The sequence below is a fragment of the Streptococcus parasanguinis ATCC 15912 genome (assembly GCF_000164675.2).
GTDB lineage: Bacteria > Bacillota > Bacilli > Lactobacillales > Streptococcaceae > Streptococcus > Streptococcus parasanguinis.
The window spans coordinates 1293822-1316465 of the sequence record NC_015678.1 but is presented as its reverse complement, the minus strand read 5'-3'; the positions used below and the strand labels follow the sequence as shown (position 1 = coordinate 1316465).

The following is a 22644-nucleotide window of genomic DNA, read 5'->3' as shown; positions in this document are numbered from 1 at the left end:
GGATTCTTTCGTTCACTTAAAAAGTCACTCTCAAAAAAAACTCTCTGGTGAAAACTAGAGAGGTTTGATCTTGTATCTAGAAGTGTCGTTCGGATCCTGTGAATTAGAGGGGAAAAGCATTGGATTTTTCTACCTCTTTTACAGCTTTTGTGATATAATTATCATGTATTAAAAAAAGAAGGAGTCATATCTAATGGCAAAATTGACTGTTAAAGACGTTGACTTGAAAGGGAAAAAAGTTCTCGTTCGTGTTGACTTCAACGTTCCTGTAAAAGATGGCGTGATCACTAACGATAACCGTATCACTGCAGCTCTTCCAACTATCAAGTACATCCTTGAACAAGGTGGACGTGCAATCCTCTTCTCTCACCTTGGACGTGTAAAAGAAGAAGCAGATAAAGAAGGTAAATCACTTGCTCCTGTAGCTGCTGACTTGGCTGCTAAATTGGGTCAAGAAGTTAAATTTATCCCAGGTGTTACACGTGGTGCTGAATTGGAAGCAGCTGTTAACGCTCTTGAAGATGGACAAGTTCTCTTGGTTGAAAACACTCGTTTCGAAGATGTTGATGGCAAGAAAGAATCTAAAAACGATCCTGAACTTGGTAAATACTGGGCATCACTTGGAGATGGTGTCTTCGTAAACGATGCATTCGGTACTGCTCACCGTGCACACGCATCTAACGTTGGTATCTCTGCAAACGTTGATAAAGCTGTTGCTGGATTCCTTCTTGAAAATGAAATTGCTTACATCAAAGAAGCAGTTGAAGCTCCAGAACGTCCATTCGTAGCTATCCTTGGTGGATCTAAAGTATCTGACAAGATCGGTGTTATCGAAAACTTGCTTGAAAAAGCTGATAAAGTCCTTATTGGTGGTGGGATGACTTACACATTCTACAAAGCACAAGGTATCGAAATCGGTAACTCACTTGTAGAAGAAGATAAATTGGATGTGGCGAAAGCTCTTCTTGAAAAATCAAACGGCAAATTGATCTTGCCAGTTGACTCAAAAGAAGCGAACGCATTTGCTGACTACACTGAAGTGAAAGACACTGAAGGTGAAGCAGTAGATCCAGGATTCCTTGGTCTTGATATCGGTCCTAAATCAATCGCTAAATTCGACCAAGAATTGACTGGTGCGAAAACAGTTGTATGGAACGGACCTATGGGTGTATTTGAAAACCCTGACTTCCAAGCTGGTACAATCGGTGTGATGGACGCTATCGTGAAACAACCAGGCGTTAAATCAATCATCGGTGGTGGTGACTCAGCTGCTGCTGCGATCAACCTTGGCCGTGCAGACAAATTCTCATGGATCTCTACTGGTGGTGGTGCTTCTATGGAACTCCTTGAAGGTAAAGAACTTCCAGGATTGGCTGCTCTTACAGATAAATAATCTAAATAGAATGAAAGAGGCTGGGACAAAAGTCCTAGCCTCTCAATTATTTTTGGATTGTCGAGCAAGACGCAGTGGTTGAGTGGGCTCTACTACGCTGATTTCATCAGCTTTTACAGCCCTACTCAACTGTGCGGAGGTGGGACGACGAAATCGAATTCTAACGAATTACCGATTTCTGTCCCACTCTCTTTTTTCTTTCTATTGATAACTGTTCTCTCCTTTCTGAAAATATGGTAGAATAATAGAAATAGAAAGATAGGTGACCATGGATTACTTTAAACGACACAAATTTGATTGGTCCAAATTCCGTTTGGGGATGAGAACCTTTAAAACAGGGATTGCCGTTTTTATTGTACTACTTATTTTTGGAATATTTGGCTGGCGAGGCCTTCAGATCGGGACTTTGACAGCTGTTTTTAGTTTGAGGGAAGACTTTGATAAGAGTGTCTACTTCGGGGCTTCGCGTGTCATGGGCAACAGTATCGGAGGTTTTTATGCCGTATTGTTCTTCCTTTTAAAAACGCTCTTTCATGGGGCGTATTGGGTGACTCTTATTTTTGTACCTATTGCGACCATGTTAACCATTATGACAAATGTCGCTATGAATAATAAAGCAGGAATTATCGGAGGAGTTTCGGCAATGCTGATCATTACCCTCTCAATTCCTAACGGAGAAACCTTCTTGTATGTTTTTGCCCGAATATTTGAGACCTTTATTGGCGTTTTCGTTGCGATTTTGGTCAATTCGGATGTGGATCGCATTCGCGATTTTCTCAAGAAACACAAAAAACCTATGTAAGATTATATAACATTTAATCTTGACATAGATTTTTTTTTCGATATAATAGAATAGAAAGAGGAACGGTATGAAGGAAAAGGAATTACGACGCTCGCTGGCAGTCTTTCCGATTGGCAGTGTTATGAAGCTGACCGACTTGACAGCTCGCCAGATTCGTTATTATGAAGATCAGGGATTGATTTCTCCTGATCGGACAGAAGGCAATCGCCGCATGTATTCGTTGGACGATATGGACCGCCTGCTTGAGATCAAAGATTATATCTCAGATGGCTTCAATATTGCGGATATTAAGAAGAAATATGCGGAAAAAGAGCAAGAGCAAACCAAGGTTGTCAGTCAAGAAGAGATCCGTAAGGCTCTTCATCGTGACATTATTCAGCAAAGTCGCTTCACATCTTCCCCATCGCCATATGGTCAATTTCGTTGATCATTTCATATGCTTGTAATCTATTTTAAGGAGACAAAAATGTCAATTACTGCTGCAGATATTCGCCGTGAAGTAAAAGAAAAAAATGTTACTTTTATTCGCTTGATGTTCTCTGATATTTTGGGAACCATGAAGAACGTCGAAATTCCAGCTACCGATGAGCAACTGGACAAGGTTCTTTCAAATAAAGCCATGTTTGATGGTTCTTCTATCGAAGGATTTGTCCGTATCAACGAGTCAGATATGTATCTTTACCCAGATTTAGATACATGGACAGTCTTCCCTTGGGGAGATGAAAATGGTAGCGTAGCTGGCTTGATCTGTGATGTCTATACGACTGAAGGGAAACCATTTGCGGGCGACCCACGTGGCAACTTAAAACGTGCCCTTCGTCATATGGAAGAACTTGGATTCAAATCCTTTAACCTTGGTCCAGAACCAGAATTCTTCCTCTTCAAGTTGGACGAAAATGGAGATCCAACTCTTGAAGTAAACGACAAAGGTGGCTATTTTGACTTGGCTCCAACAGACCTTGCAGATAACACTCGTCGTGAAATCGTAAATGTCTTGACCAAGATGGGCTTTGAAGTAGAAGCCAGTCACCACGAAGTAGCCGTTGGTCAGCATGAAATCGACTTTAAGTATGACGAAGTTCTTCGCGCTTGTGACAAGATCCAAATCTTTAAACTCGTTGTGAAGACCATCGCCCGTAAACACGGCTTGTATGCAACCTTTATGGCCAAACCAAAATTTGGAATTGCCGGATCAGGTATGCACTGTAATATGTCTCTCTTTGACCAAGATGGCAACAATGCCTTCTTTGATCCAGAAGATCCAAAGGGTATGCAATTGTCAGAAACAGCTTATCACTTCTTGGGTGGCTTGATCAAGCATGCATATAACTTTACAGCGGTGACCAACCCAACCGTCAACTCTTATAAACGTTTGGTTCCTGGATATGAAGCACCTGTTTATATCGCTTGGGCAGGCCGCAACCGTTCCCCATTGGTACGTGTGCCAGCATCACGTGGTATGGGAACTCGTTTGGAATTACGCTCCGTAGACCCAATGGCCAATCCTTATGTAGCCTTGGCAGTCTTGCTTGAAGTTGGCCTTCACGGGATTGAAAATAAAATCGAAGCACCTGCTCCGATCGAAGAAAATATCTATGTGATGACACCGGAAGAACGTAGAGCAGCTGGAATCACAGATCTTCCTTCTACCCTTCACAATGCCTTGAAAGCCTTGACAGAAGACGAAGTGGTGAAAGCTGCCTTGGGTGAACACATCTACACCAGCTTCCTTGAAGCCAAACGAATCGAATGGGCAAGCTATGCGACCTTCGTATCTCAATGGGAAGTAGACAACTATTTAGATCTTTATTAAGAAACAAGAGTAAAGAGGCTAGGACAAAAGTCCTAGCCTCTCAATTATTTTTGGATTGTCGAGCAAGACGCAGTGGTTGAGTGGGCTCTACTACGCTGATTTCATCAGCTTTTACAGCCCTACTCAACTGTGCGGAGGTGGGACGACGAAATCGAATTCTAACGAATTACCGATTTCTGTCCTACTCTCTTTTTGATCCTCAAAAAGTCATCATAAAACCAGTTGAGACAGTGGTCTCAACTGGTTGTTTTTTAATTTTCGTCATCTGGTGTGAGAATCATTGGAATAATGATGGGTTCACGTTCCGTGCTTTCGTATAGGAATGGACGAAGAGCATTGACAATCGCACCATTGACGGTTTGGATATTGGCATCTTTGTTCTTCAAGGCGATGCGAATTGCATTGAAGAGGATGCGCTGGCTTTCACGGATCAGATCTCCTGATTCACGCATGTAGATAAAACCACGGCTCAAGATGTCTGGTCCAGCCAGGATCATCTTCGATTTGAAGTCAACAGTCGCAACAGCAAGCACGACACCGTCTTCGGAAAGGTCTCTCCGGTCACGAAGGACAGCAGCCCCGATTTCACCGATGCGGTTTCCATCGACATAGATATCTTGAGCATTGAAGCTTCCTGCGATTCGAGCAGAGTTGGCTGTTAGAGCGAGGACATCACCATTACTCATGATGAAGATATTGTCTTTTTCCACTCCGCAATCACGCGCAAGTCCTGCGTGGATCTTCTGCATCCGGTATTCACCATGGACAGGCATGAAGTATTTTGGTTTGATCAAGCGGAGCATAAGTTTTTGTTCTTGTTGCCCCCCGTGTCCAGAAGTATGGATATTGTTGATCTTCCCGTGAATGACATCGACCCCCGCTTCAGAAATCGTATTGATCAATTTATTCACACTGGTTGTATTTCCAGGAATTGGACTAGAAGAGAAGATCACAGTATCTCCTGGTTGGAGTTGCACTTGGCGGTGCGTTCCGTTGGCAATCCGAGAGAGGGCTGCCATTGGCTCTCCTTGGCTTCCTGTACACATGATCAGGATTTCATTGGCCGCATAGTCTTTGATCTCATTTGGCTCGATAATGGTTCCAGCAGGGACCTTGATGTAGCCAAGCTCGATTCCATTGACGATGGCTTTTTCCATCGAGCGTCCAAAGACGACGATCTTACGACCGGTCTTAACAGCGGCCTCAGCAGCTTGTTGGAGACGGAAGATATTCGAAGCAAAGGAGGCAAAAATGATGCGCCCATGGATGCCTTCGATGATCTTCATGATGGATTGGCCAACCACTTTTTCAGAGTTAGTAAAGGTTGGGATTTCCGCGTTGGTTGAGTCTGAAAGCAGACAGAGAACGCCTTCTTCCCCAAGGGCCGCCATACGATGGAGGTCAGCCGGTTCTCCAACAGGTGTGAAGTCAAATTTGAAGTCTCCGGTACAGACAATCTTTCCTTGAGGGGTGTGAATCACAATCCCTAAAGGTTCTGGAATCGAGTGAGTCGTACGGAAGAAGGTTGCTTTAAGATTTTTAAATTGAAGCTCAGTGTTTTGGTTGATTTCGTAGAGTTTGGCATCACGAAGAAGACCATGCTCTTCTAATTTTCCACGGATCAAGGCAAGCGCCAAAGGTCCAGCGTAGATAGGGACATTGGCTTGCTTCAAAAGGAAAGGAATCCCACCGATGTGGTCTTCGTGTCCGTGGGTAATGAGGACCGCTTTGACTCGATCGATATTGTCAACGATATAAGAGTAATCTGGGATTACATAGTCGATCCCAAGGAGGTCATCTTCTGGAAATTTGATCCCGGCATCGACAATGATGATTTCATCTTGGTATTCGATCCCGTAGGTATTTTTTCCGATTTCTCCAAGTCCACCAATGGCAAATACACCAACTTCTTCAGGTTTTAAGGTATAAGCCATGGATTAATACTCCGTTAGTTCAAAAGCACCTGACTCTTTCTCGTAAGCAAGGTGTTGCTCAGAAAGTGGTGTGATAAATTCAATGTTGAAATCTGTGTTTGCTTCAACCAATTGACGAGCTTGGATGCGTCCTTCGCGTTCATTTGGTGCATCAATATCGAGATAAAGTGCATGCGTGGTTTCACGACGAGGGTTGCGGTCTTTTGTTTCCTGATAAAAAACTTTGTAAATCATGAAGTAATTTTCCTTTCATTATTTCGGTCTATTTGTTAGCTACGAAGGAGTGTAATCACTAGAGTTTCCTACTCGCAACTAGTGGACCTGATTCGATACAATTAATTATCATTATATCATAAATTTGCCTGTAAGTAAAAGATAGACTGGAAAAGTCAGAGAGGCAAAGGGCTATAATAGAGAAGCTTTTGAGCGGTTTTGGATATGAAAATCCTGCGCTCTAGAGGAGAGTTTCGCTGGGATTTGAAGGGAATTTGTAGTATAATATAATCCAGTTCAAGAGGAGTAGGAAATGAAATTATTAGCATTTGATACCTCGAGTAAGGCTCTTTCTGTAGCGATTTTAGAAGATGAGACTCTACTTGCAGAAACAACATTAACCATTAAAAAGAATCATAGTATTACCTTGATGCCGGTCATCGATTTTTTGATGCAACAAATTGACTTGACACCCAAGGACTTGGATCGCATTGTGGTGGCAGAAGGTCCTGGGAGCTACACTGGGCTGCGCATTGCAGTCGCAACCGCAAAGACCTTGGCTCATACCTTAGGGATTGACTTGGTCGGGGTTTCGAGCCTCTTAGCCTTAGTGCCAGATGATCTAGAAGGTTTGGTAGTGACCGTCATGGATGCCCGTCGGAACAACGTTTATGCGGGTTTTTACCAAAATGATCAGCTGGTTGCACCAGAAGGGCATTTTCCACTTGAGGAAGTTATAGACCGTGCAGCGACGAGTGAGCAGGTCACCTTTGTCGGAGAAGTCACGGCCTTTAAGGAGCAGATCGCCTCTAGTCTGCCAAGTGCTACTTACTATGAAACCTTGCCAGATGCAGTGAAAATCGGACGTCTCGGTCTCAAACAAGCGCCTGCCAGCCTCCATGATTTTGTCCCTCATTATCTCAAACGGGTCGAAGCAGAGGAAAATTGGCTCAAAGACCACACAGAAACAACGACCTCTTACATCAAGCGCCTATGATGAAAGGAACAATCAGGAAAGGGAGTAGCCAAGATGCGGCTGCTATTCTCGCTGTGCTGGAAGATGTCTATGAAGCTAGTCCCTGGAAGTTGGAGCAGATCCAAGCTGATTTAGAGCAGGAATCGATTTTCTATTTCCTAGCTGTGGATGAAGGACAAGTCCTTGGGTTTGTTGCCATTCAAGAGACTCTTTATGAAGCAGAGGTCTTACAGATTGCGGTCAAGCGCGCCTTTCAAGGCCAAGGCCTAGCTCAGCAGTTACTCGCGCAGTTGCCAGACCAAAAAGAGATTTTCTTAGAAGTGCGCGTGTCCAATCAACCGGCCCAAGGCCTATACAAAAAAATGCATTTTGAAGAAATTGCACGGAGGAAAAACTACTATCACGATCCCATAGAGGATGCTGTGATCATGAAGAGGAACCCAAATGAAAGATAGATATATTTTGGCTTTTGAGACATCTTGTGATGAGACCAGTGTGGCTGTCTTGAAAAATGACGACCAACTCTTGTCCAATGTCATTGCCAGTCAAATCGAAAGTCACAAGCGTTTTGGTGGGGTGGTGCCTGAGGTAGCCTCTCGTCACCATGTGGAAGTCATCACCGCTTGTATTGAAGAAGCCCTGGAAGAAGCTGGCATCACAGAAGTCGATGTCACAGCTGTAGCTGTCACCTACGGTCCAGGCCTGGTTGGAGCTCTCTTGGTCGGCCTAGCAGCAGCCAAGGCCTTTGCCTGGGCGCATGGACTTCCTTTGATTCCTGTCAATCATATGGCAGGGCACTTGATGGCCGCTCAAAGCGTCGAGCCCTTAGAATTTCCACTTTTGGCCTTGCTGGTGAGTGGAGGACATACAGAACTAGTCTACGTCAGTGAAGCGGGTGATTATAAGATCGTCGGAGAGACCCGTGATGATGCTGTCGGAGAGGCTTATGACAAGGTCGGGCGCGTGATGGGCTTGACCTATCCAGCAGGACGTGAAATTGATCAACTAGCCCACCAAGGGGCTGATATCTACGATTTCCCACGGGCCATGATCAAGGAAGACAATCTGGAATTCTCTTTTTCAGGGCTCAAATCGGCCTTTATCAATCTGCACCATAATGCGCAGCAAAAAGGAGAAAGCCTCTCCAATGCAGACCTGTCAGCGAGTTTCCAAGCAGCCGTATTAGACATTCTCATGGCCAAGACCAAGAAGGCTTTGGAGAAATATCCAGTCAAAACCCTAGTCGTTGCTGGTGGGGTCGCAGCCAACCAAGGCCTTCGTGAACGCTTGGCTTCTGAGATCACCGATGTCAAGGTCATCATTCCGCCTCTGCGCCTCTGCGGGGATAATGCAGGGATGATCGCCTATGCCAGCGTCAGCGAATGGAACAAAGAAAACTTCGCAGGCTGGGACCTCAACGCCAAACCAAGCCTAGCCTTTGAAGGAATTGAATAAGAAAAAGGAGCCGATTGGATGTGCGATTCCAATGGCTTTTTTGCTGGGATCTCACCAACTAGTAGCGGATTTGCGAGTCCAAAGAAAATTCGGTATGATAGAAGGAATGAAAGATTGGTGGAACAAGTATAGTTCTATAAAAAGTAGGTGGAGATGTTGAAAAAATTTTTAAGTTTGAAACTGGTTTTCCTAGCAATCATTGTAGTTGGTTTAGTACTCTATTTTAAACCTTCAGAGACTAAGAAAAATTCTGTTGAAAAAGACCTAGCTCAACCAAAGTCATCCATGAAGGGAATCTCAAGGATGTTAAGCTATTTGGTGAGAAAAATCAATTTGTTTTGAGTAAAGATCTAACCTTGGCTGATGGGAAGTATCTGGTTGGTTTTGACTATGTAAAAAGCGATGACAGAATAAAATGGGAGTATGTCGGATTCCGATATTACGATATTGACAATCAATTTAAAGAAACAACCGTAAATGTTTTAGATGAGATTCGAAAGACAGAACCAAAAGCTTTTATTAATGATTATCAAATAAATATTAATAGCGGAGTGAGTGTTGTGGATATGGGCTATTATGTGTCTCGTAGAGCAATGGAACGTGATATCGGTGATGAGAAAAATATTTATTACAAGTTGGATGAACAGAAATACTACAGCAAGTATGCCGTCCCAGAGGGCAGTGCAGTTAAGGAAAAAATTATAGACTATACAAATTTAATGGAATTAATCGATAAGAATACCGGTTTTGACCTTCAAGCAGGATTTAAATTTCAGAAACAGGCTAAGAATGTATATACAGATATCAATTTATTTGTACATTATCTGGAGTTCAAAGAGAAAATGTTGAGTGGTAAGTACTGGATTGAACCTAGATTACAGTTGTTAAGTAGTAAGGAATGGTTTGATACTCTTCTTTATTGGTTTGCACCTAAAGGACAGGACACCTTACCTGGTGTAAAAATTGAAGCTCGGTACTCAATAGATGGTCAAGAACATGAAATACGTTCTTATGATGAGTTTAAACAATACTACAATGGAAAAGGTGGTGAATTGAGTGAGTAAAGCCTTATCTGGAAGATTGGGAGAAGAAATCTGGATTTGATCAGGTTGGTACCGTCTAGGATGCTATGTTGAAAGCATGTAGGAAGTAAATAGGATGTTAGAATATAAAGAAACAAGTATTTTCTGTCACCAACTGGTAGAGTACAATGGTAAAAAATTTCTGTTAGATGCTAGTACCATGAAGCCTAAGCTCTATTATTGGGGGTGGCCGACGGAAGCTATCACTGTTGAGATGATGGAAGTAGATAAAAAAGATGAAATTCCTGGCACACCCATCAATAAATTAAATGGGCGACAGCAGCTATCATAGTCCAGCCATTTGTTGGAGCGGTTTATAGTCTCTTAAAAAATCGATTCAGTGAGTACGCCATTAGTCAGCAAATTTTTCTAAAGATAGTCTTATTTGTGGTTGCCATGCTTATATCTTTTGTGCTCTTTCGATTTTCTATAGAAAAGGCTCGTAAAAAGGTTAAGAATCTATTTCCTACAGCTAGGAAGAGATACAGGGTGACTTTCAAGCCGATACCAGAAAGAAAGCAAATTTTTGATGCCCATCTATTAAATCTTGTCTTACTGGCCTGTTTAGCCATGTATTTATTCACCAACAATGGAACAGAAGGGATCTTTTTAGTGATAGGTGGTATTCTTATGGCTTTTCTATTGACCTTCGAATTTGGTAAAGTTCCAGTTCTTTTAGGAGCGAAAACAGGGAATTTAAGGCTTGATAGTGTAGAAGAGATAGTTATCGAAAAAAGTAACTAGAATGAAATGGACAAGAATAAAGGAGTAAAAATCATGAACAAAACGATCATTTTGTTCATAGCGCTTCTATCATTAACAGCATGCGCCCAGTCTCGACAGGAATCAAAAGATTCTTCACCAAGCAAAACGGAGCAGACTTCAAAAGAGTCCACATCTGTTAAAAATGAAAAAGGCTTGCAGTTTGTGGTGGGACCACAATATGAAGGGAAAGAATCAAATGTAATTGAACTAGGGAAGAAATTAACCAAGGAATACCCAGATCTTGGAAATCAAGGAAGCCTATCGATCAACTATACGGGTGCAACTTTCTCATCAAATCAACAAGAATATGCCGTTTTTCTATTGATTAACAAAGCTGGATTTCAAATTGATAAGGATTTTGAGTTTTCATTGAGTTGGAAATATGATGGGCAATTCAGTTATCAACATCAACGGATTGGTTATAAAATTAGTGACAGTGGAGTATTGCCGGATCAATCTGCTACGATTTTGATCCTGCCAATATCTAGCAAGCAAAAACAAATTGTTGAGACCATGACACAAGAAGAAAAGATGTCATTAGAGATGTCGGATTTAAAAGTGAATCAGTAGGGGAAAGATAGGAGTATAATGAGGGGTTATCCTTTCTATACCAGATCTCCTTTTTCAACCTTTTTTCTTGTGTTATAATAGAAGTCAATGATTCAGAAAGGAGCGAGAGAGTGGAAAAAGATTTTTGGCAGGGGGTGAGGGACGCGCTACCGACGGCTTTGGGCTATATCAGTATTGGCCTGGCTTGCGGTGTGGTGGCGTCTCCCTATCTTTCTCCTTTGGAGATGGCCTTGATGAGTGTCTTGGTCTATGCTGGGGCGGCCCAGTTTGCGATGATCTCTCTGATTGCGGCCCATTCTTCGATCTTGAATATGGCCTTGACGGTGTGTTTGATCAATCTCCGTAATATGTTGATGAGTCTGCATACGTCGTCTGACTTTAAGTATGCTAGTCTTGCTCATACCATTGGGATTGGTAGTCTCCTGACCGATGAGAGCTATGGGGTCTACTTGAGTGAGAAGTTAAAGACGGACACCATTACAGTTCCTTGGATGCATGGGAACAATCTAGTAGGCTATGTGGCTTGGATCAGTGCGACGGTTATCGGAACAGCTCTGGGATCTCTCCTACCTGATCCAAAGGCTTTTGGGCTTGATTTTGCCTTAGTGGCTATGTTTATTGGGATTTTTGCAGCCCAGTTTCAAGGAATGCAACTGACAGAAAAGACCAAGACCATGCTCATGGTGCTGTTAGCAGTAGCAGTGAGTTTCTTTCTCTTACTCTTTTTTGTTTCGCAACCGCTAGCTGTGCTAGCTGCGACCTTGATCGGCTGTTTTGTGGGGGTGGTCTGTGATGCGCGTGAATAGTTATATCTTCATGGCCATTCTGGCCTCAGCCCTCGTTACCTGGATTCCTCGGATCTTGCCCTTCCTCTTAGTCAAATACAAGGGACTGCCGGCTCCTGTGACCCGCTTTCTCAAATACCTGCCCATTTCCATTATCTTTGCCTTGGTTTTATCAAGCTTAGTAGATGGAAAAATTGGAAGTCTCCCGCAGTTTCACTGGTTGGACCTAGTGGTGACCATTCCCAGTCTCTTTGTAGCCTTTCGTTACAAAAACCTTATGGGAACCGTCTTGTTTGGAATTGTCTTGATCGCCCTATTACGATTGGTGTTTTAAATGTAAAAATATGTTACAAAAAAATTACAATTGTTACAAAAAAACTTGATTTTTGTAACAATTGGAGTATAATGGGAGTCAGAAAGATAAAGAGGTGATCTTATGAAAAAATCAATCTTCCGTTGGAGTGCCGCTGTTCTGGTGGCTGCGTCACTTGGTCTAGCTCTCGGTGGTTGTGGTGCAAAGGATAAAAAGACAGCTACCTCATCCGCAAAAGCATCTACCAGCAAGGTAGAGAAAAAAGCCAAAACTAATAGCAAAAAGAGTGCAGCATCTTCTTCTCAGGCAAACGATACAGCTAGCTCTTCGACTCAAGCAAGTAGCGCGACAACTTCAAAAGACTCTGGTAAGACCGAGAATGCGTCTACTACGACGCAAGCTACTGTCCCTGCAGAATTGGTGGGAACTTGGGTAGGATCTAGCCCACAAGCGGATGCGATTAAAATGACAGTGGATGCCAATGGGAACGTGACGACGGTTGTAAGCTTCAAAAATGATAGCGAACCAACTCGGACAGCTACCTATACAGCAAGAGCCGTCCAAGCAACAGGCAATATCTACTATTGGGATGCTGAAGGTCTTGATGGAGCTGATGCCTTGCTTCCTGGGATCACAGGTCTAGGTGTCGCTGACTTCCGACTCGAACCTGGTTTTATCTTGGAAGAAGGACACTATACACCGATTGTTTTCACAACGGCTACCAATACACCATTTGACTACAACAAATACAATGATTTCCGTTTTTCATTAACCAAAGAAAAATAAAAAGACGAACTCGATGGAAAATCGAGTTCGTTTTTTTAGATAGATTAACGAAGATAGATAACTTTGAACAATAATACAGCTAAGATAGCAGCAAGAATTGGGGCTACAACTGGTACCCAAGCATACCACCATTTAGAATCCCCTTTGTGTTCTCCCAAGATAGACTTTGGAAGGAAGGCATGGACCAAACGAGGACCAAAGTCACGTGCAGGGTTCAAACCAGGTCCAGTAGGACCTCCAAGTGACGTAACAAGAGCCATAACAAGGAAACCAAGAGCCAAGTGAGCAATTCCTAAACCTGAAGCGTGTGCTTGTGATAAAGCCAATTTTGCTGCTGATGTGGTAGCATCAAAGACTCCTCCTTGTTCAGCAGCAGCTTTTTGAGCCAGACCTGCAACCTCTGCACCAAAGAAATGTTTCGTCAAGCCGAGGGCACCAAAGAAAAGGACGAATGATCCGGCAAACTCGTTGATGAAGCCATTAATGGTAGCAGCCTTACGTGATTCAGGAGTTCCTTTATCCAAACTAGAAATGGTTGAGAATGTTCCTAAGATGTTGTTAGGATTTTCAGTTTGGATGTAGTATGGACGGTGAGTCGCAACGACAACCAATTGTCCAAACATAGCTCCAAGAAGTTGAGCAACGATGTATGGTAAAACATTTGCCCATGGGAAGAGTCCGCTAACTGCAAGTCCAAGAGTGAAGGCTGGGTTAATGTGGTTTCCTGAAACATTACCGAACATCAAGGCTGGAATCATTACTCCCATCCCATATCCGATCGCAATGACAAGCCAACCGCTTTGATGACCTTTAGTTCCTTTTAATTCGACGTTTGCAACTGCACCATTTCCGAGGATAAGTAGCAAAGCCGTTCCAATAAACTCTGAAAAGAGTTTAACACTAAAATCAAAATCCATGATTCTAATAATCTCCTTTATAAATTTTATACCAATCCATTCTATCAAGTAAATACTAACTTGTAAAGAATTTTTAAAAATTTTATTTCAATAGATGAGAATAAAGTTAGTGAATTTCTATCAGTAATGAGGGCTCCCTGCTACCCAACCGGTGCAGAGGGCGGATGTGATATTAAAACCGCCTGTATGGGCATTGATATCGAGGACTTCTCCTGCAAAGTGGAGTCCAGGAACGAGCTTGCTTTCTAGGGTTTTAGGATTGATTTCTTTAAGGCTGACACCGCCCTTGGTCACAAAGGACTTGGCTAGAGACATCTTCCCAGTGACGGGGATAGGCATCTCTTTGATCTTTTGGATGAGCTCTTCTGTCTGATTAGGAGTGAGTTGCTTGGCTTTTTCAGGTAATCCTTGCGCCAAGAAATCAGCTAACCGTTCAGGAAGAAGGGTTTTGAGGCTATTTTTAATCGCCTTTTCTCGATGCTCTTCTAGAAAGTCTTTTAACTCTTGAGAAGAAGTGGTCGGAAGGAGGTCCAGAGATAAGATTTCCCCGCCTTTAACAAAGCTGGACATCCGAAGGGCTGCAGGGCCAGAAAGTCCAAAATGGGTAAAGAGAAGGTCGTGTGTGATGATGTGTTTACCGTAGCTGAGGGTCACATCTGTCAGAGAAATGCCTTGGAGAGCCTTGTGTGGAAAATCTGTCAAAAGAGGACTTTCTGCCGCTTCTAGATCCGTAATGCTATGCTTGAAGTGGCGGGCAATATCGTGTCCGTAGCCGGTAGAGCCAGTGGAAGGGTAGGATTTGCCACCAGTTGTGACAATCAGCTTGTCAGCTGTCCATGTTTTTTCAGCAGATTTGACGATAAAGACGTCTTCTGGCTTGGTGACAGAGACCACTTCACAGTTGGTGGCAATGCTAGCACCTAGCTCAAGGATCTTATTCTCTAAAGCTTGAATAATGGTGCGGGATTGATCACTAACAGGAAAGACCCGACCATGATCTTCGACTTTCAGCTTGACGCCATTATCGGTGAAAAATTGGATGATATCATGATTATCAAATTGGGAAAACACACTGTAAAGGAAACGGCCATTTCCAGGGATACCGGCCATCAAATCGTCTAAGGTCCCGTTGTTCGTGACATTACAGCGGCCTCCTCCGGTACCAGCGAGTTTCTTACCGAGCTTTTTATTTTTTTCGATCAGTAGCGTAGGTTGGCCATAAGAGACGCTGGCAATGGCCGCCATCATACCTGCTGGGCCACCACCGATGACAATGGTGTGAAAATGAGTCATGTAGATCCTTTCGTGGTAACTTAACCGTTTTTGGTTTCATTGTATCATAAAATGGATGCCATGAATCAAAATAGTAGCTTCAATTTTTGGTAATTTGTTTTATTTTTTTAGAAAAAAGCTTGCAAATTTTCCGAAAAGGAGTAAACTGATAGGGATAAATGGATGTTTACTTCTAAGTAGACAGAAGCGAGGATATGAATCCTTATTGGAAATGATCTATAAAAAGGGAGATGAAGATGAAATTATATGTACAACTGACGATTATTTTCACGATTTCATTAATTGGTGAAATCATTTCGGATGGGTTGCACTTACCAATTCCTGGGAGTATGATCGGGCTGTTGATCCTATTTTTATTATTGCAGTTTAAATTATTACGCATGCGCCACGTAAATATGGTAGGAAATTTTTTGTTAGCTAACATGACGATTCTGTTTCTTCCCCCTGCGGTCGGTATCATGGATAAATTCCATGTGATTGCTCCTTATCTATTTCCGATCATGTTGATTCTAGTTGGAGCCTTGGTCATCAATGTGGCTTTAATTGCAATCGTGGTTAGTTTTATAAAAAATCGTTTTGAAGGTGATTATCCAGAAGGAGGACGCAAGCATGGCTAATTTTGCGAGTAATCCTTTATTTGGGATTGTCTTATCTATTTGGGCTTATTTGATTGGAATGTTAATTTTCCGCAGGTATCCCCATCCAATAACAACGCCACTTTTAGTGGCTACAGTAATCGTTATCTTATTCTTAATGATTACAGGAATTTCTTATAAAGATTACTATGTCGGTGGTTCCCTGTTAAATCAGTTGATTGGACCATCGACAGTCGCTTTGGGGATTCCTCTCTATAAAAGTTTCCATTTGATGAAGCATCATGCACGGAGTATTCTGATTGGCTCGACAGTGGCAGTTATTGTGAATACGATTTTTACAGCCTTGATTGCGAAAGCATTTGGAATGAAGTACTTTCTAGCCATTTCGCTCTTTCCAAAATCGGTTACGACTGCAATGGCAGTTGGGATTACTGAAAAAATGCAAGGAATTACGACCATCACTCTTGTGGTAGTTGTAGCAACTGGATTATTAACAAGTGTCTTGGGTCCAACGATATTGAAACTGTTAAAAATAAAAGATCCAGTAGCTATTGGGTTAGCCCTTGGAGGAACTGGACATGCAGTAGGAACAGGGACAGCGTTTAAGTATGGTCATGTGGCCGGTGCTATGGCAGGATTGGCAATAGGGATCACAGGAATTTTGTATGTATTCATTAGTCCAATTGTGGCTTCGATGATTTTATCCTAATACATTTTATTATTTTCTGAGAGAGGCTCAAGAAGGGTCTCTTTCATTTTGTAGTGAAAGCTTAAAAATCAATCTAGAGTGAAAGAAGCTTTTCATGATTACTATCCAAAGCTTTTCCAAGCGTCTAAAAAATGGTATAATGAACTGTAAATTTCAGAAGTTGGAAGGAATGTCATTGCTATGATGAATATGCAAAATATGATGAAGCAAGCTCAAAAATTGCAAAAGCAAATGGAGCAAAGCCAAGCAGAATTAGCTGCAACTCAATTTGTAGGGAAATCTGCTCAGGACTTGGTTGTTGCAACTCTTACAGGTGATAAGAAGGTTGTTTCCATCGATTTCAATGCTGCAGTGGTCGACCCAGAAGATACAGAAACTCTTTCTGATATGACGGTTCAAGCCATCAATGCTGCCATTGAAGAAATTGATGCTGCAACCAAGAAAAAACTCGGTGCTTTCGCAGGGAAATTGCCATTTTAAGCTAAGGAAGTTTTAGTATTTTTTCTTGGTTCATTTCAAAATTAGAACTCATTTAAAAGAGGCTGGGACAAAAGTCCTAGCCTCTCAATTATTTTTGGATTGTCGAGCAAGACACAGTGGTTGAGTGGGCTCTACTACGCTGATTTCATCAGCTTTTACAGCCCTACTCAACTGTGCGGAGGTGGGACGACGAAATCGAATTCTAACGAATTACCGATTTCTGTCCCACTCTCTTTTTTCTTTCTTTGATATACTAACGATTTGTTTTCAGGTTAGTGTCAGTAGTTTTATTCTTTTCTTAGTTCAATGACTTGATCGTATCGACTTTCATCATCAATATGGTGAGCGATTTCTAACACCATCATCGGTAGTGAGAAAATCAAGTCACGAACCATCTGGCTATTTTCTACGTCAAGAGCTGCAGTTACCTCATCTGCTAATAAAATATCCTTTTTACGAAGAAGGAAGCGGGCTAGTTCAATCCGGACTCGTTGTCCACCTGAAATATTTTCTCCGTTATTAGTGATTACAAAATCAAGTCCATCAGTTAGTTCATGGTCGAGTTTGACCTGTCTCAAAACATTTTCCAATTCTTGATCTGAAAACTCTTGTCCCAAACTGAGATTGTAGCGAATAGTATCATTAAAGAGGAAAGGATGCTGACTGATGATACCTACCTGACGAACAAAGTGACTTGTTTTAACTCCATCCCTTGTACGACAAGTAATCGTTCCGGCATCCGGCTTTTCTTCCCATGTGATCATTCGGAAGAGGGTTGATTTCCCACAGCCACTTGGCCCTTTGATGAGGACTTTTTCGCCTTGTCGAATGGCTAGATTAAGATCGCGAAGAATCTCTCTACCATTATAAGATTTACTTAAATGAGAAATTTCTAGTTCTTCTACTTGAGAGATCGAATGATTGTCCGATTCACTATCATCTGCTCGATTTAAAATTCCGAAAATCTTTTCTGCCGTTGTTTTGGCTCCTTGTACTTCAACCACATCATACATGATATTTTGGATAGGCCCTACCAGTTGACCAGCAGCAATATACATAGCCACTAGGCTAGCTACTGAAACATGATGACCCTGCATAGCAAGGAAGAACCCTAATACCAAGGGGAGTACTTGGCTCAGAAAGACCATAAAACCATTACAAAAGAAAACAATATTATGAGTAAAAACAAACTTTTGAATGGCTCGCTGATAACGTAGGTTGATATTCCAGACGCGCTGAGAATTTTCAGGCAAGGCCTGATTCATCCGCAAGGTTTGAGCCCCTCGAATACTATCAGAGATTTGGTTATGAACGGCTGTTCTTCCCTGAGACATTTCATCCCCTGAATTCTTTAGCTTATTATTCATCAAGAATTGTGGAATGGGACGTAAGATCGTGAAGAAAACAAAGATAGAATCCAATAAAACATTTTGGGCAATGATATAGATCGCCGTAATCAGTGCCCCAAATCCCCAACATGAAATAGACATATAGCGTTCAAAAAAGTTATCTCCTAAAAATTCCATATCCTGTGTCAGCATGGTAATCTTTTCATCTTCACTATATTCCCTGTCTTCCATTAACTTCTGAAAAAGTGCCGTTCGGATATTCATGTGAATTTCACGTCGAAAGACATTATTTGCATGATTACAAAATAACATTAGACTATACAAAGCGAAATAGACAGAAAAACCAAAGAAGGCAAATTTCCAAATAGAAGAATAGGTAAGGTTATTTTGATCTATCGATAATGCTTTGGCAACAACCAAGGGTTGCCCCAAAGCGAGACCCCCATTTGCCAGTGCCCCAATAATGGTTAGGTATTTTGTTTTTTTATCAAGATATTTAAAGATATTAATCATAAATCTCTCCTAGAAAATAGAACCCTATGATTGAGAAATATCAGATATAATCATTAAATCTTATTACATATTATTCTTTGTGATATATTTTACATGCTCATTATACATCTAAAAATAAGTCTGGTCAATGAATATTCAAAAAATTAGAAATGATTAAATCTTTAATAACTAATATTTTAAGTTAAGCCTTTGAAAATGCTCTATTTGTCTGTCGGATGAAAATTTACTTTAGTCAATCTTTACAGAAATGAAATAAAAAGCACCCCCAAAGAAAGATATGAAAACATCTAACTCTAGGAGTACTGCTCAGTGTTGAGCCTCTTTTTATTCATCAAAAAATCCGGATAAGTCCAAGCCTCCGAAGGGGTTGGTGGAGAAGTTCTCTTGCTCTTCAAGGAGGGTGCGGCCTTGATCAAATTCGAGGAATTGTTCGTAGACAAGGGCTGTCATGCGGGCGTCCTCTAAGCTATCGTGTGATTTTCCTGCAACTCCCAAAAATTCTGCAACGGTGTGGAGTTGGAGATTTTTAATGCCGTGGAGGTCAGATGGACGACGTTCGAAAGCCTCGTCAAAGACATCGACAGCGTACTGGTCTTCTAGATCCAGCCCATTTTCAAGCAGAATGGGTAGGTCGCTTTTTTTGGCATTGTATCCGATCAAGGGCCGGTCTCCTACAAAGGCCTTGAATTCGCTGAGGACCTGTTCTAGTTGTGGGGCATTTTGGATCTTGTCCTGGGTAATGCCAGTCAGGCCGTTAATAAAGCTTTTTAGGGGCTTATCGGTGTAAACGTAGGAGTCGTAGTGATCGACTTCTTTACCGTCCGTAAAGCGTACGGCAGACACCTGGATGATCTGATAGGCGCCTTCGTATTGGTTAAATTCGAGATCAAAGGCGATATAATCTTCTAATGCTTTCATGGGAAATCTCCTGTGCTAGAAAAGAAAAGGGACTGGTAGGATCCAGCCCCGGATTATCGACGGAAAACGCGTGCCCAGAAACCTTTGCTTTCTTGCTCTTGAACTTTTTCGTTGGCTTGTTCGAGTTCAAGTTTCAAGGTATCGCGGTCGTTCATTGCTTGTAAAGTCAATTGTTGTTGTTGGTCCAATTGCTTGTCTTTTTCAGCAATTTGAACGTCTTTCACGCGCAACTGTTCATCTTTCTTAGCGAGTTGCTCGTCTTTGGCTTTGAGTTGCTCGTAGAGACGGACGATTTCAGCATTTTTTTCATCTACCAAAATTTCCATCAATTCGCGTTGCTTCACATCATCGCTGACTGGCTCATCTTCAAAAATAGTTTTTTTGTAGATTTCTTCGAGCTTGATCAAGCCACTACGGGTTACAACGGTAACCCCTTTTTCGTTTTTTTGTGTATCTTCTGGAGCCAACGCCTTGACACGGTTATTGACCGCCTGGCGGCTGACTCCTAAAATTTCAGCAATTTCGCTGACAGTTTTTTCAATCGCCATAACTTCCTCTAATATCTTTTTCTATGAAATACTCTATTAGATAGTAACATAAGTAGGCTAAGCTGTCAAATGAAGCAAAGAAAGGCTAAGCCTTGATACCACGATTAGTGGGCCTCTGTCATTTCAGGAAGATGGAGGCTTGATTGTGCTAAGTCGATGGTGAGTTGGTAATCGGTTTGATCACGCACAGTGATTTCAAAGTCCGTCGTGTAGAGGACCAAGCGAAGGGTTGCGCCTTTTTCGAGCTTGTAGATGGTTGGTTGGAGTTCAAAGTCAAATTCCATCCACTCGCCTGGCGTTACGGCCTCAACTTCTAAGAGGTCATGCCGGTTTTGGAGGTTGAGATAACCTTTAGAAATCACTCGTTGGCCGGCTTCCTTAAATGGCAATTCAGTCAAGTTGTCTAACATATGGTAGCGACCGTTATCCAGCGTACGGACCGATAAGACTGCAGGATAGGGTTGGAGGTATTTCTTGCTTCCAAGCTCTAAGAGTTGGGCTGAGAGAAGGCCTTTATTGGTGCTGGAGTGAAGTCGCAGGTGAAGGCGAGCTTTCCCGTTGAGGTGTAGGTCTTCTTCGATTGGAAGATCGATTGTCACCTGTTGGGCCTTGTCTTGGTAAAGATCGCTTAAGAAGGTCGGATAAGCCTTGCCATAGCGCTCGTAATCTTTTGTCTCGTAGCGGTTTTGGATGACTTTTTCACCATCTCCGAGTAGGAAGGTCCGCTGACTTGTTTGGTTGCCAAAATCATCCAAGGAAGTCCAACTTTGTTCTCCTGTATTGTCCTGCCAAATGACAGTTGGCAACTCATAGCTTGAATCGTAGCCCAGCAATTTTTTAGAGAGAAGGGCATTCATGCTCTCACGGAAGTCAATGGACTGCCAGTTGTTGAGGTAGACATGGGCACCATTGTGGTAGAAGAGGTGTTTTTTGATGCTTGCTGGAAGGGCTTGGAACATGTTAAAAACGTGAAGTGGTTTGACGTTCCAGTCTTGGGAGCCATGGGTAAAGACCACCTCTGCCTTGACCTGATTTGCGTTTAAGAGATAATTCCGATCGTGCCAGAATTGATTGTAGTCTCCAGAAGCTCGGTCCAGCTCTTTTTTCACGATGTCTAGATCGGCTTGGTGGGCCGCATTGTGGTGTAAATAATCCCCACCTAAAAGGTTGCGTGAATAGGTTAATTCGGCAAGGGAATCAAAATCTTCACCTGGATAGCCACCAGGACTTGTCACGAGACCATTTTCACGGTAGTAATTGTACCAAGAAGAGATCCCAGCCTCTGCAATGATGACTTCTAGACCATCCACACCTGTGGTCGCAAGGCCGTTAGACATGGTTCCAAGGTAAGAGATCCCGGTGGTTGCGACCTTTCCATTAGACCAATCGGCCTTGACTTGACGCTTGCGTGTATGATCTGTAAAGGCTCGGCAACGGTCATTGAGCCAGTCGATAACGTTCTTGTAGGCTTCGATTTGTTGGTAATTTCCGTTGGTCATCAGCCCTTGCGAATCTTTTGTTCCAACTCCAGATACGTAGAGATTAGCGTATCCGCGTGGCAGCAGGTAGTCGTTTAAGGTATAGCTGGAGTTGATATGGGTCAGGAGCTCTTCGGCTTCCTCCACCTCTTCAGCTTGACCGACAGGTTCGACTACTGTTAATTGAGGTTCTTCTAGTTGAATGGTATGAGGTTCTTTGACCTCCAGGTCGACATTCATATTGTAGAGGGCCTTGTCGCTGGCCTTATCGTTAGTCCCTTGGTGATAAGGACTTGCGGTCATTACAGCTGGAATCTTGCCTTCATAGCGAGGACGGATAATGCTGACCTTAACCAAGTCTGGCAGGCCATCCTTGTCGGTATCGACCCGACTTTCGACATAAACGACCTCACGGATAGCATCCTGGCTTGTAAAGGTCGCGAGGCTCTTACCATTAAAATAGTGATACTGGTTGGTCTCAGGAATCAAACCATCGCTGACCAACTGATCGATCAAGGTATTGCCTCGTTTGGTGCGGGTGTTTAAGAGTTGGTAGAGATTTTCTAGGAGAGAGCCATATGTGATGGGAAAAGCCGTCTCCTTGCGAAAGGCTTCACTATCATCAAAATCGACAAAAAAGCTAAAGCCCAGTAATTGAAAGGCAACTGTATAAAAAATATCTGCTGTTAAGGGTTTTTCAGAGTTGAAAAAGGCCAGCAAATCGGTTTCTTTATCTGCTACAAGAGTCGATAAGGCATAGTCTGTGTCCTTATATTGGAAAGATACTTGGCGGACAAAGGCTCCCAACATTTTTTTCGGATCGCTCTCTTCTTGGAAGTTAAAGCCCAAAAGAGCCAACTCTTCTTTCATCGTGTCATTGGCTGTAGGAATATAGCTAAATTGATTAAATTTCATGGTGGATTCTCCTATCTTGTTCACATCTCGATTTGAGTGAG

Annotated in this window: 25 protein-coding genes; 17 read left to right on the top strand and 8 right to left on the bottom strand. The window is 42.5% G+C overall.

The window, feature by feature from the left end; all coding sequences use genetic code 11:
- The first annotated feature begins 193 nt into the window (after positions 1–193).
- From HMPREF0833_RS06185 to glnA, 4 genes are all read left to right on the top strand, one after another.
- The gene (locus HMPREF0833_RS06185) at positions 194–1393 is read left to right on the top strand and encodes a phosphoglycerate kinase (RefSeq protein ID WP_003015928.1); all 1200 of its coding nucleotides are present in this window, start codon (positions 194–196) and stop codon (positions 1391–1393) included.
- A gap of 268 nt (positions 1394–1661) precedes the next feature.
- On the top strand, positions 1662–2195 hold the full coding sequence (locus HMPREF0833_RS06180; protein ID WP_013904205.1) for an FUSC family protein: 534 nt from the start codon (positions 1662–1664) through the stop codon (positions 2193–2195).
- A 67-nt stretch (positions 2196–2262) separates the two neighbouring features.
- The gene (locus HMPREF0833_RS06175; RefSeq protein ID WP_003012408.1) at positions 2263–2622 is read left to right on the top strand and encodes a MerR family transcriptional regulator; all 360 of its coding nucleotides are present in this window, start codon (positions 2263–2265) and stop codon (positions 2620–2622) included.
- Positions 2623–2661: 39 nt separating this feature from the next.
- Positions 2662–4008 (top strand): type I glutamate--ammonia ligase, encoded by a 1347-nt coding sequence (glnA, locus tag HMPREF0833_RS06170; protein WP_041818373.1) that lies wholly within the window; start codon positions 2662–2664, stop codon positions 4006–4008.
- Between the two features lie 251 nt (positions 4009–4259).
- Here glnA and rnjA read toward each other — a convergent pair whose 3' ends face one another.
- Complete coding sequence (rnjA, locus tag HMPREF0833_RS06165) at positions 4260–5942, bottom strand: ribonuclease J1 (RefSeq protein ID WP_003015245.1); 1683 nt, start codon at positions 5940–5942, stop codon at positions 4260–4262.
- Between the two features lie 3 nt (positions 5943–5945).
- On the bottom strand, positions 5946–6176 hold the full coding sequence (locus HMPREF0833_RS06160) for a DNA-directed RNA polymerase subunit epsilon (protein ID WP_003008866.1): 231 nt from the start codon (positions 6174–6176) through the stop codon (positions 5946–5948).
- 292 nt (positions 6177–6468) lie between these two features.
- Between HMPREF0833_RS06160 and tsaB the strand changes: the two genes are divergently transcribed.
- The 10 genes from tsaB to HMPREF0833_RS06110 all read left to right on the top strand — a co-directional run bounded on the left by tsaB (position 6469) and on the right by HMPREF0833_RS06110 (position 12887).
- Positions 6469–7152, top strand: a complete 684-nt coding sequence (gene tsaB, locus HMPREF0833_RS06155) for a tRNA (adenosine(37)-N6)-threonylcarbamoyltransferase complex dimerization subunit type 1 TsaB (RefSeq protein ID WP_013904203.1) — start codon at positions 6469–6471, stop codon at positions 7150–7152.
- Positions 7149–7586: a ribosomal protein S18-alanine N-acetyltransferase gene (gene rimI / locus HMPREF0833_RS06150; RefSeq protein ID WP_013904202.1), complete on the top strand. Its 438-nt coding sequence runs from the start codon at positions 7149–7151 to the stop codon at positions 7584–7586. The genes tsaB and rimI overlap by 4 nt, the downstream gene beginning before the upstream one ends.
- A complete protein-coding gene (gene tsaD, locus HMPREF0833_RS06145) occupies positions 7576–8586 on the top strand; it encodes a tRNA (adenosine(37)-N6)-threonylcarbamoyltransferase complex transferase subunit TsaD (RefSeq protein ID WP_013904201.1) in 1011 nt (336 codons plus the stop codon). Before rimI ends, tsaD begins: the two co-directional genes overlap by 11 nt.
- A 338-nt stretch (positions 8587–8924) precedes the next feature.
- The gene (locus HMPREF0833_RS06135) at positions 8925–9650 is read left to right on the top strand and encodes a hypothetical protein (RefSeq protein WP_013904198.1); all 726 of its coding nucleotides are present in this window, start codon (positions 8925–8927) and stop codon (positions 9648–9650) included.
- A 94-nt stretch (positions 9651–9744) separates the two neighbouring features.
- Entirely contained in the window at positions 9745–9960 is a 216-nt protein-coding gene (locus HMPREF0833_RS11025) for a DUF443 domain-containing protein (protein WP_013904197.1), read from the top strand.
- Complete coding sequence (locus HMPREF0833_RS06130) at positions 9933–10412, top strand: DUF443 domain-containing protein (RefSeq protein ID WP_306420060.1); 480 nt, start codon at positions 9933–9935, stop codon at positions 10410–10412. The genes HMPREF0833_RS11025 and HMPREF0833_RS06130 overlap by 28 nt, the downstream gene beginning before the upstream one ends.
- Positions 10413–10445: 33 nt before the next feature.
- Entirely contained in the window at positions 10446–11003 is a 558-nt protein-coding gene (locus HMPREF0833_RS06125) for a hypothetical protein (RefSeq protein ID WP_255309071.1), read from the top strand.
- Between the two features lie 110 nt (positions 11004–11113).
- The gene (locus tag HMPREF0833_RS06120) at positions 11114–11809 is read left to right on the top strand and encodes an AzlC family ABC transporter permease (RefSeq protein WP_013904194.1); all 696 of its coding nucleotides are present in this window, start codon (positions 11114–11116) and stop codon (positions 11807–11809) included.
- The gene (locus HMPREF0833_RS06115; RefSeq protein ID WP_023919193.1) at positions 11796–12122 is read left to right on the top strand and encodes an AzlD domain-containing protein; all 327 of its coding nucleotides are present in this window, start codon (positions 11796–11798) and stop codon (positions 12120–12122) included. The genes HMPREF0833_RS06120 and HMPREF0833_RS06115 overlap by 14 nt, the downstream gene beginning before the upstream one ends.
- Before the next feature lie 102 nt (positions 12123–12224).
- Entirely contained in the window at positions 12225–12887 is a 663-nt protein-coding gene (locus tag HMPREF0833_RS06110) for a hypothetical protein (RefSeq protein WP_013904192.1), read from the top strand.
- A gap of 44 nt (positions 12888–12931) precedes the next feature.
- Here HMPREF0833_RS06110 and gla read toward each other — a convergent pair whose 3' ends face one another.
- Entirely contained in the window at positions 12932–13804 is an 873-nt protein-coding gene (gla, locus tag HMPREF0833_RS06105) for an aquaglyceroporin Gla (RefSeq protein WP_003003137.1), read from the bottom strand.
- Between the two features lie 120 nt (positions 13805–13924).
- Positions 13925–15097, bottom strand: coding sequence for a BaiN/RdsA family NAD(P)/FAD-dependent oxidoreductase (locus HMPREF0833_RS06100; RefSeq protein WP_013904190.1), 1173 nt, complete (start codon positions 15095–15097; stop codon positions 13925–13927).
- Positions 15098–15333: 236 nt separating this feature from the next.
- On the opposite strand from HMPREF0833_RS06100, the gene HMPREF0833_RS06095 reads away from it, so the two are divergent.
- From HMPREF0833_RS06095 to HMPREF0833_RS06085, 3 genes are all read left to right on the top strand, one after another.
- The gene (locus HMPREF0833_RS06095; protein ID WP_041818372.1) at positions 15334–15714 is read left to right on the top strand and encodes a CidA/LrgA family protein; all 381 of its coding nucleotides are present in this window, start codon (positions 15334–15336) and stop codon (positions 15712–15714) included.
- A complete protein-coding gene (locus HMPREF0833_RS06090; protein ID WP_003008843.1) occupies positions 15707–16402 on the top strand; it encodes an LrgB family protein in 696 nt (231 codons plus the stop codon). The genes HMPREF0833_RS06095 and HMPREF0833_RS06090 overlap by 8 nt, the downstream gene beginning before the upstream one ends.
- A gap of 180 nt (positions 16403–16582) precedes the next feature.
- Complete coding sequence (locus HMPREF0833_RS06085) at positions 16583–16882, top strand: YbaB/EbfC family nucleoid-associated protein (protein WP_003005613.1); 300 nt, start codon at positions 16583–16585, stop codon at positions 16880–16882.
- Between the two features lie 287 nt (positions 16883–17169).
- Here the strand turns inward: HMPREF0833_RS06085 and HMPREF0833_RS06080 are convergent, their stop codons facing one another.
- From HMPREF0833_RS06080 to HMPREF0833_RS06065, 4 genes are all read right to left on the bottom strand, one after another.
- Positions 17170–18744: an ATP-binding cassette domain-containing protein gene (locus HMPREF0833_RS06080; RefSeq protein ID WP_013904188.1), complete on the bottom strand. Its 1575-nt coding sequence runs from the start codon at positions 18742–18744 to the stop codon at positions 17170–17172.
- Positions 18745–19068: 324 nt separating this feature from the next.
- Complete coding sequence (locus HMPREF0833_RS06075; protein WP_013904187.1) at positions 19069–19662, bottom strand: 3'-5' exonuclease; 594 nt, start codon at positions 19660–19662, stop codon at positions 19069–19071.
- Between the two features lie 53 nt (positions 19663–19715).
- Positions 19716–20210 (bottom strand): DUF536 domain-containing protein, encoded by a 495-nt coding sequence (locus HMPREF0833_RS06070; RefSeq protein ID WP_003008835.1) that lies wholly within the window; start codon positions 20208–20210, stop codon positions 19716–19718.
- 104 nt (positions 20211–20314) lie between these two features.
- The gene (locus HMPREF0833_RS06065; protein ID WP_041818371.1) at positions 20315–22603 is read right to left on the bottom strand and encodes a Xaa-Pro dipeptidyl-peptidase; all 2289 of its coding nucleotides are present in this window, start codon (positions 22601–22603) and stop codon (positions 20315–20317) included.
- Positions 22604–22644 lie beyond the last annotated feature (41 nt).